General features: G+C 41.2%; 7 protein-coding genes. 5 read left to right on the top strand and 2 right to left on the bottom strand.

The window, feature by feature from the left end; genetic code table 11:
- Window positions 1-6 precede the first annotated feature (6 nt).
- From DWZ47_RS12435 to DWZ47_RS12420, 4 genes are all read left to right on the top strand, one after another.
- A complete protein-coding gene (locus DWZ47_RS12435; RefSeq protein WP_004298825.1) occupies window positions 7-3,072 on the top strand; it encodes a SusC/RagA family TonB-linked outer membrane protein in 3,066 nt (1,021 codons plus the stop codon).
- A gap of 24 nt (window positions 3,073-3,096) precedes the next feature.
- Window positions 3,097-4,650 (top strand): RagB/SusD family nutrient uptake outer membrane protein, encoded by a 1,554-nt coding sequence (locus DWZ47_RS12430; RefSeq protein ID WP_117513314.1) that lies wholly within the window; start codon window positions 3,097-3,099, stop codon window positions 4,648-4,650.
- A gap of 59 nt (window positions 4,651-4,709) precedes the next feature.
- On the top strand, window positions 4,710-6,413 hold the full coding sequence (locus tag DWZ47_RS12425) for a hypothetical protein (protein ID WP_117513312.1): 1,704 nt from the start codon (window positions 4,710-4,712) through the stop codon (window positions 6,411-6,413).
- Window positions 6,414-6,527: 114 nt separating this feature from the next.
- Window positions 6,528-10,481 carry a hybrid sensor histidine kinase/response regulator transcription factor gene (locus DWZ47_RS12420; RefSeq protein WP_117513310.1) on the top strand — a complete coding sequence of 1,318 codons (3,954 nt, stop codon included), beginning with the start codon at window positions 6,528-6,530 and terminating at the stop codon, window positions 10,479-10,481.
- Between the two features lie 130 nt (window positions 10,482-10,611).
- Here the strand turns inward: DWZ47_RS12420 and rbr are convergent, their stop codons facing one another.
- Window positions 10,612-11,190, bottom strand: a complete 579-nt coding sequence (rbr, locus tag DWZ47_RS12415; protein ID WP_074707036.1) for a rubrerythrin — start codon at window positions 11,188-11,190, stop codon at window positions 10,612-10,614.
- 249 nt (window positions 11,191-11,439) lie between these two features.
- Between rbr and DWZ47_RS12410 the strand changes: the two genes are divergently transcribed.
- Window positions 11,440-13,119 (top strand): SulP family inorganic anion transporter, encoded by a 1,680-nt coding sequence (locus tag DWZ47_RS12410; protein ID WP_004298804.1) that lies wholly within the window; start codon window positions 11,440-11,442, stop codon window positions 13,117-13,119.
- A 202-nt stretch (window positions 13,120-13,321) separates the two neighbouring features.
- Here DWZ47_RS12410 and DWZ47_RS12405 read toward each other — a convergent pair.
- Window positions 13,322-14,573: efflux transporter outer membrane subunit (locus DWZ47_RS12405; RefSeq protein ID WP_233525040.1), on the bottom strand; the 1,252-nt coding region annotated here is incomplete at its 5' end.

The raw sequence follows: 14,573 nt of genomic DNA, 5'->3' as shown, positions 1-14,573 counted from the left end.
TAAACTATGAGTAAGCATTTATTATTCATTCTTATTCTTGCTGTTTGCACAAATGTCTTTGCACAGCAAACCAAGAGTATTTCGGGTGTGGTATACGACAGTAATACCGGAGAGGCTTTAATTGGAGTTTCTGTTCTTGAAGTGGGAACGACCAATGGTACTATCACTGATTTTGACGGTAAATATACATTAAAAGTATCGTCAAATAAAGTTTCATTCTCGTATGTCGGTTTTAAAACTGAAATTGTAAACGTAACAAATAGCGGAACGTACAATGTAAATCTAGTGTCCGATAATGAATTGGATGAGGTTGTGGTTATTGGTTACGGTACTCAAAGAAAGAGTGACCTTACCGGTGCTTTGGCTTCTATAAGTAGTAAGGATATTAAGAACTATGCAGTATCCAATGCATCCGAACTACTTACAGGTAAGGCAGCCGGCGTATTTGTTGCCGCCAGTTCCGGTCAGCCGGGATCGGATGCAGTGATCCGCGTGAGAGGTTTAGGGACCGTCAATGACAACAATCCATTGTACGTAGTTGATGGACAGTTCATGGATAACATCAGTAGCCTGAATCCATCTGATATTGAACGTATGGAAGTATTAAAAGATGCTTCAGCCTGCGCTATCTATGGTTCGAGAGGTTCTAATGGAGTAATCCTCATTACTACCAAGGGAGGGGTGAAAGGTGAAACGACTGTAACATTGGATGCTTATGTAGGTGTAAAAAACAGTTATAAAGCATTGAACATGATGAACAGCGACCAATACTACAACTTCATCATGAAAGCGTATGAAAACGATGCAAGCTTTCAAAACTCAATGAAGGATAAGTTTACCAATCAGTATCAGAAAGGTTATAATACCAACTGGTGGAATGAAGTAACCCGTACAGCTTTCAACCAGAACTATAATCTAAGCATCCGTAAAGGGACAGATAATTCGAGATCTTCTTTAAGTTTAGGATATGTAGACGATCAGGGTGCAATCATCACTACTGAATTCAAGAGACTTTCACTTAAAGCGAATCTTGAATATGATATTAACAAATTTATCACTGTTGGCGCCAATGTCAATCTGGCAAAGATAAGAAAACGTGACGCAGGAGCAATTCCTTCATTCGATTTCATTCAAAAAGCTGATCCTTTTACCCCTGTTATCAGCCCGTTGGTAGATCCGTCTTCTGAAAATTACGAATATAACAAATATGCGCCTACCGAGTGGTCTTACGACCCTAATCCGGTAGCCATGCTCGAACTTCCTAATAGATACAATGACATATTCAATGTATTTGGTAATGTGTTTGCCCAAATCAAATTGTATAAAGGATTGAGCTATCGGGTACAGTATAGCTTCGAAAGATACCATGATACTTTCAAAGACTTCCGCCCTGTCTATTCGTCTACTTTTTCGGAAGATAACTTAGCGAATCAGGAAAGTAAATATAATAAAGAAACTCAATTGAATAATAATAGCGCTGTTACTTCTAATTATCAAGTGGAACAACGCCTTAACTACAACACGACAATAGGCAGGCATAAACTGGATGCAATGGTTGCCATGACTTATGAGAAGAACAGCAGCGAAGGCATTAATGCATTTAAGAGAAAGGCTTTAGGTAACGATGAAATCTATCAGATACTTGATGCACAAACAGCCGGAGATAACACCTCGGGAGGTAAAGAAACATCTTCTATGTTGTCGTACCTGGGACGTATCAACTATGTATATGATGACAGATACCTTGCTACAGTCAATTTCCGTGCCGACGGTTCTTCAAGATTTGCCAAACGTAACCGTTGGGGCTATTTCCCATCAGTTTCATTAGGTTGGAGAGTGAGCAATGAAGAATTCTTTAAGAACCTGAACATTGAAAATACAATTTCCAATTTAAAACTGCGTGTAGGTTGGGGACAGAATGGTAACCAACGAATTGATAGAGACGCGCCTCTTACGTTGATTGGCACCAATAATGAGAATCAGTGGTACTTTGGAAACGGGTACTCACAAGGTTACGTCCCGACTTATGTGGGAAATGCAGATATCAAATGGGAAACCAGCCAGCAAACCAATGTCGGTTTAGATATGTCTTTCTTTAAAAACAGCCTTGATGTAAGTATGGACTTTTATGTAAAGAAAACAAGTGACATGTTGCTGAATATGCCTATTCCTTCTTTTGGCGCCTTCCCTAACAGCCCCTTCTTTAATGCGGGAGACTTGAAGAATACCGGTTTTGAAATAGTAGTCAACTACCGTAACCAGATAGGAAAAGACTTTAATTACAATGTAGGGCTGAACATGTCTACTTATAAGACAGAGGTAACCAAACTTACATCGGAATATTTGAGTGGGAATACCAGCCGTACGTATGTAGGAGGTCCTATCGGACGTTTCTGGGGGTACAAACAAATAGGAATATTCCAGAATCAGGAAGAGATAGACAATTATGTGGATAAGAATGGTACCAAGATTCAGCCTAATGCACAACCGGGTGATTTTAAGTTTGCCAAATTAGGAGAATCAGGCGAATTGAACGATGATGATGACCGTACTTTTATCGGTGATCCTAATCCGGACCTCATTTATGGTTTCAACTTAGGATTCAGTTATAAGAACTTTGATGTAAGTATGGCATTCCAGGGAACTATTGGAAATGACATCTGGAACGTTGCTAAAGGAAGCCTTGCTTCAGCAGGACGCCAGAATGCGTTGGCGGATGCTTACACAAAAGCATGGACAAAAGACGGGGATTTGGATGCTGTATATCCACGCATAACCAACTCTGACTCTAACAATAATATGAGAGGTTCTTCTTTCTATGTGGAGAACGGTTCTTACCTGCGTTTGCAGAATATGCAAATAGGTTATACACTGCCGAGTCACATTTGCCAGAAGAGCAAACTGTTTTCAAGTTGTAGATTCTATGTGAGCGGTCAGAATATATTTACTTTAACCGGTTATTCCGGACTTGATCCGGAACTGGGTATCAATAACCCATTGGATATGGGAGTGGATACTACACGTTATCCGTCTTCACGTACATTCACTTTTGGAGTTAATTTGCAATTTTAAATCTAGCTAAAAAGACATTACATTATGAGAAAAATATTATTTATAATATGCTGGGCTCTTGCCGGAGTGGGGTTGTATAGCTGCTCTCTCGACGAACCAAGTTATGGTAAAACCACAAGCGATAATTATTATCAGAAGGAAAGCGATATTGAACAAGCCTTGACTGGAGCTTATCTTCAATTACGTACAACTTGGAATGAATATGCATTAAATCATTATTTTGTAGGTGATTGCAGTACGGATGATGCTCTAAAAGGAGGAGGAAATGACGGTGACCGTGCCGAAGTACGCGACTTGTCCGACTTTACGATCTACACAACCAATGGTGAAGTAGGACGTCGTTGGGAGATTCTGTACAGATTAATCAATCGCTGTAACGATGTGATTTATTATGCTCCTGATGCAATAGGAAACGAAGAACTATTGAAACGTTATGCAAACGAGGCAAAAGCATTGAGAGCATTCGGGTACTATTGTCTGGTCACTACATTCGGAGAAGTGCCTCTAATCACTACGCCGATGCAACCCGCTGAAATACTGCAAATACCCCGCTCCCCATTGGAGAAGGTATATGAATGTATTGTAAATGATTTAACTGATGCCTCCGCACTTCCTGCAAAAGGAGATTACTCTGAAGATGATGCTTATCGTGCAACACGTGGCTTTGCTAAAACAATGCTTGCTAAAACATACATGTTCAAAGGTGATTTTGCCTCTGCCGAAACTGTACTTCATGATATTATTGAAGTAGACAAAGACTATACATTGTTGAGCGATTACGGCATGAACTGGCGTACTGAATATGAAAACAGCTCGGAATCAGTATTTGAGATTGCTAACAAAGTATATGACAAAAACATAGCCACAGGTACCAATGTCCCTCACTTCTTCACAAGCAGACGCATCTCCGGTTATCAAGGATATGGATTTCACGTACCAACCCAAGATCTCCATGATGCCTTTGACGCAGATGACCCACGTATTACTTATGTATTCACACAAACTGGTGATAGATATAAAGGTGATACTGAAGCGCAGGACAATGCTGAATCTCCAAGCGGTTATCATGATTACAAGATGACTGTGCCAGCAGTAGAAAAAACAGGTTTCGACGTCTGGATGATTAGTTACAACATTCGTTTGATCCGTTATTCCGATGTTCTCTTGATGTATGCCGAAGTATTAAACGAAAATGGAAAACCAGGGCTTGCACTTCCTTACCTGAATGATGTAAGAGAAAGAGCCCGCAAAACTAATCCGATAGATCCGAGAAGAGATCAACAGGCGTATATCCCTGCTACAACAACTAATACACTGCCCGACATAACAGAAACCGACCAAGAGCGTCTGAAAGAAATCATCTGGAAGGAACGCCGTTGTGAATTAGCGATGGAAGGATGGAGACGGGATGATCTGATGAGACAAAAACGTTTCGGAACCGTTATGCGTGCTTATGCAACCAAATATAATACCTCGAAAGGTGCCAATTTTAGGGACGACAGAGATTATCTGTTTCCGATACCGCAAGGTGAAAGGGATAAGAGCAACAATATTCTTTCCCAAAATCCGGGTTTTTAATATGAATAAAATGAGGGGGCGGATTATAAAATCCGCCCTTTTTTAACAACCAACTGACCATGAAAAAGACATTATTATTTCTCGTAGCAGGTTTTTTCTTTCTCAACAACCTGCCGGCACAAAAGCCGATAGAACAAAAAGAGATCCGCTTAGTACAGTATATGCCCAATATACCTTTCCCCTATAAAATGAAAAACTGGAAAGATATAGCCACGAAACAGGACAGACTATTTTACGATTTCAACGCCAAAGGGCAGAACCTGCCTCTTATCTGGTGGGACGATTCGCAAGTAAACTTTCCATTCCGCACTTTCGGACTTCCAAGCTACGTAGATAAAAGACGGTTAGGAGGAAATTCTTATGAATCTCTTCCCACTATGGGCTCACTCATTAGTGCAAGTCTGATAGGAGTAGACAAAAGCAATGATGACGGAAAAGATTATGTATCAATGATACGACAATTCTTCAACAAGAAGAACGGAACCAATCTTATATTGAACGGCCTCGACAGGAAAGCCGGAGAAAGTTTCTGGTACGAGATATGGCCGGCAATGGCTTATTCGATGCTGGTAGATTTATATCCTCAAAAAACAGAGATGCAGGAGCCGATGAAGATCACTGTTGACAATTGGTATGCTGCTATCCAAGACTTGAGTGAAGGTAGAGAATATCCGGACTTCAACTTCACCGCCTTCAACTTTAAGAACCGTAAAGGGTACCATAATAAAGTATGGCGTGAACCGGATGCAGCCGCAGGACTTGCTTGGTTGCAATACATCTCCTGGATTAAATACGGAGATAAAAAGTATCTGAATGCTACACGCCAATGCATGGCATTCTTGCAAAACCGTCCCCAGAAAGAAGGTACTTTCTATGAGATAATGATGCCCTATGGGGCTTATCTGGCAGTGTGCATGAATGCGGAACTTGGAACTACTTATGATGAGCTGAAAATGCTGAACTGGTGCTTCGACGGTAATAATTCAGACCGTGACGGATGGGGAGTGATGTGTGAGCGTTGGAACAAATACGACGTACACGGATTGGTAGGACAAAAAAAGGATGAACAATATGCTTTTGCCATGAACACCTTTTCACAAGCTGCCGCACTTGTCCCAATTGTAAAATACAACCCGGCTTATGCTTCCACAATAGGCAAGTGGATGCTGAACCTGGCAAACGCCTGCCGCTTATTTTATGCAGACGAGCACCCCCGCAACCGTCAGTCGAGTTCTATCTGGGAAGGTGATCCTCAACACGTCATTTGCTATGAAGGATTGAGGAAGGATTTGTATCATGGCAATCATTTTGAACCGTTCCAGGGATTATTGTCCGATGAGGGTCCCTATGCTATTGGGGATCAAGTAAAAACCATGTCTTCAGCTACAGATATTTGCTTGTATGGCTCGGCCTGGGTGGGTATGCTAGCCTCTATTGTAGATACTACTAATGTGGAATGTATTCTTCAATTGGATTGTAATGCCACAGACTTTTATTCCACAAGAAAATATCCTACTTATCTTTTATTCAATCCTTATTTTGAAGCAAAAGAGGTAACTTTGAATCAACACTTTACGGAACCGACGGACTTGTACGATCTGGTATCCAAAAAATACATAAAGAAAAATTGTACCGGCGAAACAAGCATTATCCTGAACCCGGACAATGCCGTAACTATTGTTTGTATTCCTGCTTCCGCTAAAAAAACAAAGAAACATGGTAAATTGATTGTTGACGGTGAAATCGTAGATTATCGTTTGTAATTTTGACTATTCCACAATTGTATAAGTCCTCCGTTACCGATGAAAATATGCGCGGAATAAAATAAATTCCTTATATTTGCTATTATCCTAACCGTATAAATAACATTCATTTACATGAGAAACATCTTATACGCACAATTATTTTTTATTCTGATTATTGCATTTGTCACTTCCACAAAGTCTTATGCTTTTAATGTGGCAAAACACATATCAAATGTTAACGGACTGACAAATAATTCAGTAAACTGTATTTTGGAAGATGCAGAACATACAATCTGGATTGGGACATGGGATGGACTGAATGCATATAATGGAAGAGAAATTACGACATTCAGATATAGCAAAAACAATCCGAATTCTATAAGTAATAACGTTATCCGCCAGATTATCGAATGTAAGGGCAGTTTATGGATAGCAACAGATAATGGAATCAATCGGTTAGATAAACGAACCCGTCAGATAACAAGGTATTATTTAAGAACAGATAATAAAGTACCCAATCAGGAAAAGTCTTTTATTTTAGGAAAGAGTGCGGCAGGAGATATTATCTGCCTCATAAAGGGGCTGGGGTTCTTTGTCTACAATGATTCTGAAGATGAGTTTAATCCGATTAACACAGACTTTGCAAGTCATATAAAGGATTATTCCGTGAGTGATTCCGATCGTATGCTTTTCCTTTTAAATAATGGAAATACCGTGCATCTGACTTACAATCTACTCGTTAACGGAGGAAAACAGAGTGATTTACGCACAGTCGACATACAGACGCCTGTAGATAAGATATTTCTGTCGAAAGACAGATTTATCTTAAACAAAGACAACAAACTTTTCCTTTTAAATCCCGACTTTACAGTTTCCCAATGCATTGAGCTGGATAGTAGCAAACCTGTATCGCAGGTTATTTTAGCAGAGAACAAGATGTACGTCAGCTTTATAGAAGGGGGATGTATTCATTATGATTTAAAAAAGAATACTTTTACCTACCTGAACGAACTATCCAGTCAGTTATCAGTCTTCACTCTTTATTCCGGTAGTCAGAACATATTGTGGATAGGAACGGACGGACAAGGATTAATTCAACTTTATCATTACGACTCTTTATTTGAAACCGTTCACACCAGTCACCCTGTGAGATGTTTTTGTGAAGATGAAGATGGTAATATTCTGATAGGAACAAAAGGAAGCGGAATAAAACTGTTGAATCCTGCAACGAAAGAATTGACAGATTATCTGAATGAGAGTAAAGGATTGATTTCCAATTCTGTCTATGCCTTGAGGAGAAATAAAGCGAATGACATTTTTATCGGAACGGAAGGAACCGGAATCAATATATTGAATGCTGCTACGGGACGGTTGGAAAAGCTAGAGATACCTGACAAATACCCGCCTTTCAAGGCTGTGTACAACATTTATTTTACGAACAATGATTCTCTTTTATGGGTGGGGACATCAGGATATGGTTTAATCAAAATAAATATTTCCAGAGAGCAAGGTCGTTATCACGTTAAAGGGTTCAGGCAATATAATTCGTCGGATAAGAATATCTCATTGAATAACGATGTTGTTTATGCCATTACATCCGATCCGGAAGACAATATGTTATGGTTTGGCACACGTGGCGGAGGCTTGAACTGTATCAATATGAAAGATAACAGCATAAAATCATTGGAGGATATGGACAGTCGGATTTTACTCACCAATAATGATGTATTGTGCTTACTGCGTGATGATGCCAATATATGGATAGGAACAAGTTATGGACTGAACGAATTGAAAAAGGAGGAGAATGATTTTCACCTGATACAATATGCCGACGAGAAATTGAATAATAAAACGATTCATGGAATATTAAGAGACCACGAAGGAAAGATATGGATTGGCACCAACCAGGGATTGTCTAGCCTGAATGTAAAAAACAATAAAATAGATAATTATACCTTGAATGACGGATTGCAGAATGATGAATTCTCTGATGGAGCTTTCTTCAAGGATCATCGTGATTTCTTGTACTTTGGAGGAGTAAGCGGATTTAGTTATTTCAATCCTCGAAATATACATTTGCGCGAGTTTAATCCTCCACTTATATTAAGTAGTTTGAAGATATATAATACGGTACAGGACATTAATGAACGTATCAGAAAAGGAGTGTTGAAACTTAGCTATGAAGAAAGATTCATGACTTTCAATTTCATAGCCAAAGACTTTATTAATAATGAAAACTGTGAATATGCTTATCGCTTGAAGAACCATTCGGATGATTGGGTGGGGATGGGTAATAATCCGAATATTATCTTTACCCAACTTCCTCCGGGTGAGTACCAGCTTGAAGTGAAGAGCACGAATGGCGACAAAGTATGGGGAGATAACATTTATCGCTTAACTATAAAAGTAGGTTATCCGTGGTGGCTTAGTGTTCCTGCATTGATTATCTATGCCATATTGTGCATTATTATCTTCTACATCACAAAGTCTGTTATCAAAAATCGCATACGGTTAAGCCGCCAGGTTCTTATAGCCCAGGTAGAGAAACGGCATGAACAGAAGATTTATGAATCCCGGCTCAATTTCTTCACCAATGTGGCACATGAATTCTTTACCCCCCTAACTTTGATTTATACACCTGCACAGCACTTGTTGGAACAGGACGGGTTAGATGGTAGTACAAAGAAATATCTCCAAATAATAAAGAATAATGCCGAAAGGATGCAGAAGCTGATTAGTGAGTTGATGGAGTTTCGTAAAACTAAATCGAGCAATATGGATTTGCATCCTGAAAATGTGAACGTAAAATCATTGATGGAATATGCTTCCAACAATTATGTGGATATCCTGAAAGAGAATAAAATAGACTTCAAGGTAGAGACTCATGATACGTCAGAGATCTATTCCGACCGCAATGCTTTGGAAAAAATTATATTCAATTTACTGTCGAACGCTTTCAAATATACTCCTCGTTATGGATATATTCATGTTGAGATATCACAAAATGAACCTGATAAAACCTTATACTTGCTCGTAAGAAATTCCGGCAAGGGGTTAACCGAGCAACAGATGGCAGAGATATTTGATAAGTATAAGATATTTGATACTCCGAAATTGGGTAACTCTGTAAGCAATGGCATAGGTTTAAATCTAACAAAGAGTCTGGTTGAATTATTAGGCGGGCAGATAAGTGTAAATAGTGAACTGGGAAAAAGTGTTGAATTTTCAGTCGTGATTCCTTCTCTACCATCCGATCATTCACTTGTTGTAACGGATGAAAAAGATTCGTTGCAGAAAGAAAAGAACGGGCAGGATCACTTATCCCCTCGCAAAGATACTGTCATACTGATAGTGGAAGATGAAAAGAATATCAGAGACCTGCTGAAAGATGTCCTCTTTGATTATGTGATACATGAAGCAAAAGACGGCGTAGAGGCTTTGAAAGAGATAGAACATAATCATCCTGATATAATTATAAGTGATATTGTTATGCCCAACATGGACGGCTTGAGCTTGATTAATAAATTGAAATCCGATTTGAAAACAAGTTATATTCCGATCATAGGAATATCGGCAAAAGCTTCTGTAGAAGACCAGATTAATGCCTTTAACCATGGTGCGGATGCTTATATCGTCAAACCATTTCACCCGAGGCAGGTTATATCCACCATAGAAAATCTGCTGTCGAGACAAATGCTTTTAAAGGACTATTTCAATTCCAGCATGTCTTCTGTGAAAGTAAAAGACGGGATTGTTCTTCATCCGGAAGACGAAGAGTTAATACAGAATGTAACAGACTTCATAAAGAATAATATAGATGATGAGTTATTAAGCCCTTCTTCTATTGCCGAATTTGTAGGAGTGAGCAAAGCTACCTTGTATCGGAAGTTCAAAGAAATAATAGATAAGACTCCGAGTGAATTTGTACGAGGCATCAGACTGGAATATGCAGCCAAGTTATTAAGGACAACCAAGTTGACCGTATCCGAGATTATGTTTAAATGTGGATTCTCTAATAAATCTTATTTCTATCGGGAGTTTTTAAAGCAATACGGTGTATCTCCCAAAGATTACCGGAATCAATAGATAAATCCTGCCAATCTGTCATTCAGATAGCAATTTGTATTTCTCGTTACCCAAAAATGCCGCTTGTAGATTACTGCAAGCGGCATTTTCTTTATCTAAATCATCCGAGATTTATCTATCCATCCGTAGATTAATAGTTTTCCTTCTTCACCTCGAAATAAGCCTGTGGATGCAGACATGCCGGGCAAACTTCAGGAGCTTCCTTACCGATTTCAATGTAACCGCAGTTACGACATTGCCATACCACTTCGCCTTCTTTAGCGAATACAGTCATATTTTCGATGTTATTCATGAAAGCCAGGTATCTTTCTTCGTGACCTTTTTCTGCGATGGAGATATTGCGGTACATAGCAGCAATCATTGGGAAACCTTCCTGTTCTGCCACATCGGCAAAGTGAGGATAATCCAGTGACCATTCTTCATGTTCACCTGCTGCGGCAGCGCGAAGATTTTCAAGTGTATTACCAATTACACCGGCCGGATAGCTGGCAGTGATTTCTACCATACCGCCTTCGAGGAACTTAAACATACGTTTTGCATGTTCTTTTTCCTGATCGGCAGTTTCAGTGAAAATAGCTGCTATTTGTTCGTAGCCTTCTTTTTTAGCTGCACTTGCGAAATAAGTGTAACGCATTCTAGCCTGTGATTCTCCTGCGAATGAAGTCAACAGATTTTTCTCTGTTTGAGTTCCTTTAATACTCTTAGCCATAATTCTATATATATTTTAAATTGGTTGATTACCAAACGTAACTTGTCGTACTATTTATAACGCAAATATAAGCGATTTGTTCACAATAAACCATCTTTTCTTAATGAATAAAAACTATCACCTCATTGATGAAATCTATCAACAGACAAATAGTATGTTCAAAAATATACTTATTTCGATTATTTTATCTAATTTTGCAACCTCTACTTTGCAAAAAAGAACAGAGTACACGTATAACAACATATAAAAATGAAGCTATTTGAATTTAAACCCAAACTGGTTTCTTGTCTAAAGAATTATTCGAAAGAAACGTTTATGGCGGACCTGATGGCCGGCATCATCGTAGGTATCGTGGCGCTTCCACTGGCTATCGCTTTCGGTATCGCTTCGGGAGTTTCACCCGAAAAAGGTATTATCACCGCTATCATTGCGGGATTCATCATTTCCCTGTTGGGAGGCAGCAAAGTCCAGATCGGCGGTCCTACAGGAGCATTTATCGTCATTATCTATGGCATCATACAACAATACGGCGAGGCCGGACTGATTGTAGCCACGCTGATGGCGGGCGTACTCCTTGTATTATTAGGAGTGTTCAAGCTGGGAGCTGTCATCAAATTCATTCCTTACCCTATCATCGTCGGATTTACTAGCGGTATCGCCGTCACTATTTTCACAACCCAGATTGCTGATATTTTCGGTTTATCTTTTGGAGATGAGAAAGTGCCGGGAGACTTCGTCGGGAAGTGGCTGATTTATTTCCGACACTTCGACACGATCAACTGGTGGAATACCATCGTTAGTATTGTCAGCATTATTATTATCGCTATCACTCCGAAGTTCTCAAAGAAAATTCCCGGCTCGCTGATTGCCATCATCGTAGTGACGGTAGCTGTTTACCTGATGAAAACTTTCGGAGGAATCGACTGCATCCAGACAATCGGCGACCGCTTCACCATCAAATCGGAGTTGCCCGATGCCGTTGTGCCTGCGTTGGATTGGGAAGCTATCAGGGAATTGTTTCCGGTAGCTATCACCATTGCCGTATTGGGAGCTATCGAATCGCTGCTGTCTGCCACGGTAGCCGATGGTGTGATAGGCGACCGCCACGACTCCAATACAGAACTGATTGCACAGGGAGCAGCCAATATCATAGCCCCGCTGTTCGGAGGTATTCCTGCCACCGGAGCTATCGCCCGTACCATGACGAATATCAACAACGGGGGTAAGACACCGATAGCCGGAATCATTCATGCAGTAGTATTACTGTTGATTCTGCTCTTCCTGATGCCACTCGCACAATATATCCCGATGGCATGCCTTGCCGGAGTACTGGTCATCGTATCTTACAACATGAGCGGATGGCGTGTATTCAGAGCTTTACTGAAGAATCCGAAATCGGACGTTACCGTACTGCTTATCACGTTCTTCCTGACCGTTATCTTCGACCTGACCGTCGCTATCGAAGTAGGATTGGTGATTGCCTGCGTCCTCTTTATGAAACGTGTCATGGAGACTACCGAAATCTCGGTGATTACCGATGAGATTGACCCGAATAAAGAATCGGATATTACCGTACACGAAGAAAACCTGATGATTCCCAAAGGTATAGAGGTATACGAAATCAACGGCCCTTATTTCTTCGGTATCGCTACCAAGTTTGAAGAGACAATGACACAACTGGGAGACCGCCCGAAAGTACGTATTATCCGCATGCGCAAGGTTCCGTTCATCGACTCCACAGGTATTCATAACCTGACTGCTCTCTGCGAAATGTCGCAGAAGGAAAAGACTACCATTATTCTTTCGGGAGTCAACGAGAACGTGCATAATGTACTGGAAAAAGCCGGATTCTACGAGTTGCTGGGAAAAGAGAATATCTGCCCGAATATCAACGTAGCATTGGAAAGAGCAAAAAGTCTGGTAGAATAACGCTGTTTATCAGTGACTTGCAAGCTATATATACCGTGCGTATTGGACATATAGATCCAATGTGTTGGGCATATATGACCAGCGTGTTGGATCTATATATCCAACACGTTGAATATATATGCCCAACAAGCGGGCTGCCACAGAATCACTTCTCCGGCAGCCCTTCTTTCATTAAATTAGAAAACAGAGAGTATGATACAGTTTATTCCTGACCTCCCCCTAAAGCACGGTATAGGTTAATTAAACTTTGTATTTCAGTAAAATGATTGGCCGTCTGCGAGAGTTGCGCACTAAGCAACGACTGCCGGGAAGTAAGCACTTCCAGATAGGTTGTATTACCATGCTCCATCAACAGAGTAGTGCTTCGCAGAGCCGTTTGCAGGGAAGTGATCTGTTTATCCAGCAAGATTCTTTTTCCCTGACTGGTTTGATAGGCAATCAAAGCATCATTCACCTCACTACCGGCATTGAGCAACGTTTGCTGAAAACCGAGAGCCGCTTCTTCCTGTTGCGCACGGGCAATGCGGTATTGTGCCACCACCTGCCCTCTGTTAAAGAGCGGCTGCGTAAGCGAACCTACCGCTGACGCGAGAAACTTGCCCGGATTGATAATCATCGCCCCGGCGGAGTTTGTCCATCCGGCGCTTCCGCCTAAAGTGATGGAAGGATAGAAAGCCGAACGTGCCGCATTGGTGCCATAGAACGCCGCTTCCAGCGTCCGCTCTGCCGAGCGGACATCCGGACGGGAAGAAAGCATCCGGACAGGAATCCCTATCGAGAAGTCAGCAGGAAACTGCTGCTTTGCCAGCATCCCACGTTCATAGTTGCGTGGCGTCTCCGCCAATAATAAGGCAAGACTATTCTCCACCTGACTGATCTGCTGTTGCAAATCGAGGACCGAACCCTGCACCTGATAATAGGCAGCCTCCATCTGCGACACAGCCGATTCGTTTGCCAGTCCCGCATTCATCAATGCACGGGTAGACGCAACGGTTTCTTTCCATGCCTCTTCCGTCTGACGGGAGATGTCGAGTTGTTCGTCCAGCATCAACAGGGTATAATAGGTATTGGCTATACCTGCTATCAACTGTGTACGGACTGCCTGACGGTAATCTTCGCTTTGAGCATAAAGCGCTTTCGCCTGTTTCTTGGAGTTGCGCATACGCCCGAAAACGTCCAACTCCCAACTGGCAGTAACGGGCAACGAATAAGCCTGCGTAGCCTTCTGCGTATCGAAACTGCTCACTGTCCCCTGCGGAGCAAGAGCAAAAGCGGGCAGAAAAGCAAGTTTGGCGGACATAAGTACGGCCTGTGCTTCTTCCACACGGAGCTGGGCGGACTGATAATCGGTATTGGTCTGCAATCCCACTTCGATGAGGGATTGCAGATAAGGATCGGTGAAGAGTTCCCGCCAGCCCATATTACCCAGACCGGCAGTGTCTTCGGTCACCACT

Source organism: Bacteroides sp. AF32-8BH, from assembly GCF_003435205.1.
Classification (GTDB): domain Bacteria; phylum Bacteroidota; class Bacteroidia; order Bacteroidales; family Bacteroidaceae; genus Bacteroides; species Bacteroides ovatus.
This window is presented reverse-complemented; position numbering and strand designations above follow the sequence as displayed.

Excerpts from the sequence above, each read along its gene's own strand:
- DWZ47_RS12435 (WP_004298825.1), top strand. The coding sequence starts at position 7 with ATGAGTAAGCATTTATTATTCATTCTTATTCTTGCTGTTTGCACAAAT.
- DWZ47_RS12430 (WP_117513314.1), top strand. The coding sequence starts at position 3,097 with ATGAGAAAAATATTATTTATAATATGCTGGGCTCTTGCCGGAGTGGGG.
- DWZ47_RS12425 (WP_117513312.1), top strand. The coding sequence starts at position 4,710 with ATGAAAAAGACATTATTATTTCTCGTAGCAGGTTTTTTCTTTCTCAAC.
- DWZ47_RS12420 (WP_117513310.1), top strand. The coding sequence starts at position 6,528 with ATGAGAAACATCTTATACGCACAATTATTTTTTATTCTGATTATTGCA.
- rbr (WP_074707036.1), bottom strand. The coding sequence starts at position 11,190 with ATGGCTAAGAGTATTAAAGGAACTCAAACAGAGAAAAATCTGTTGACT.
- DWZ47_RS12410 (WP_004298804.1), top strand. The coding sequence starts at position 11,440 with ATGAAGCTATTTGAATTTAAACCCAAACTGGTTTCTTGTCTAAAGAAT.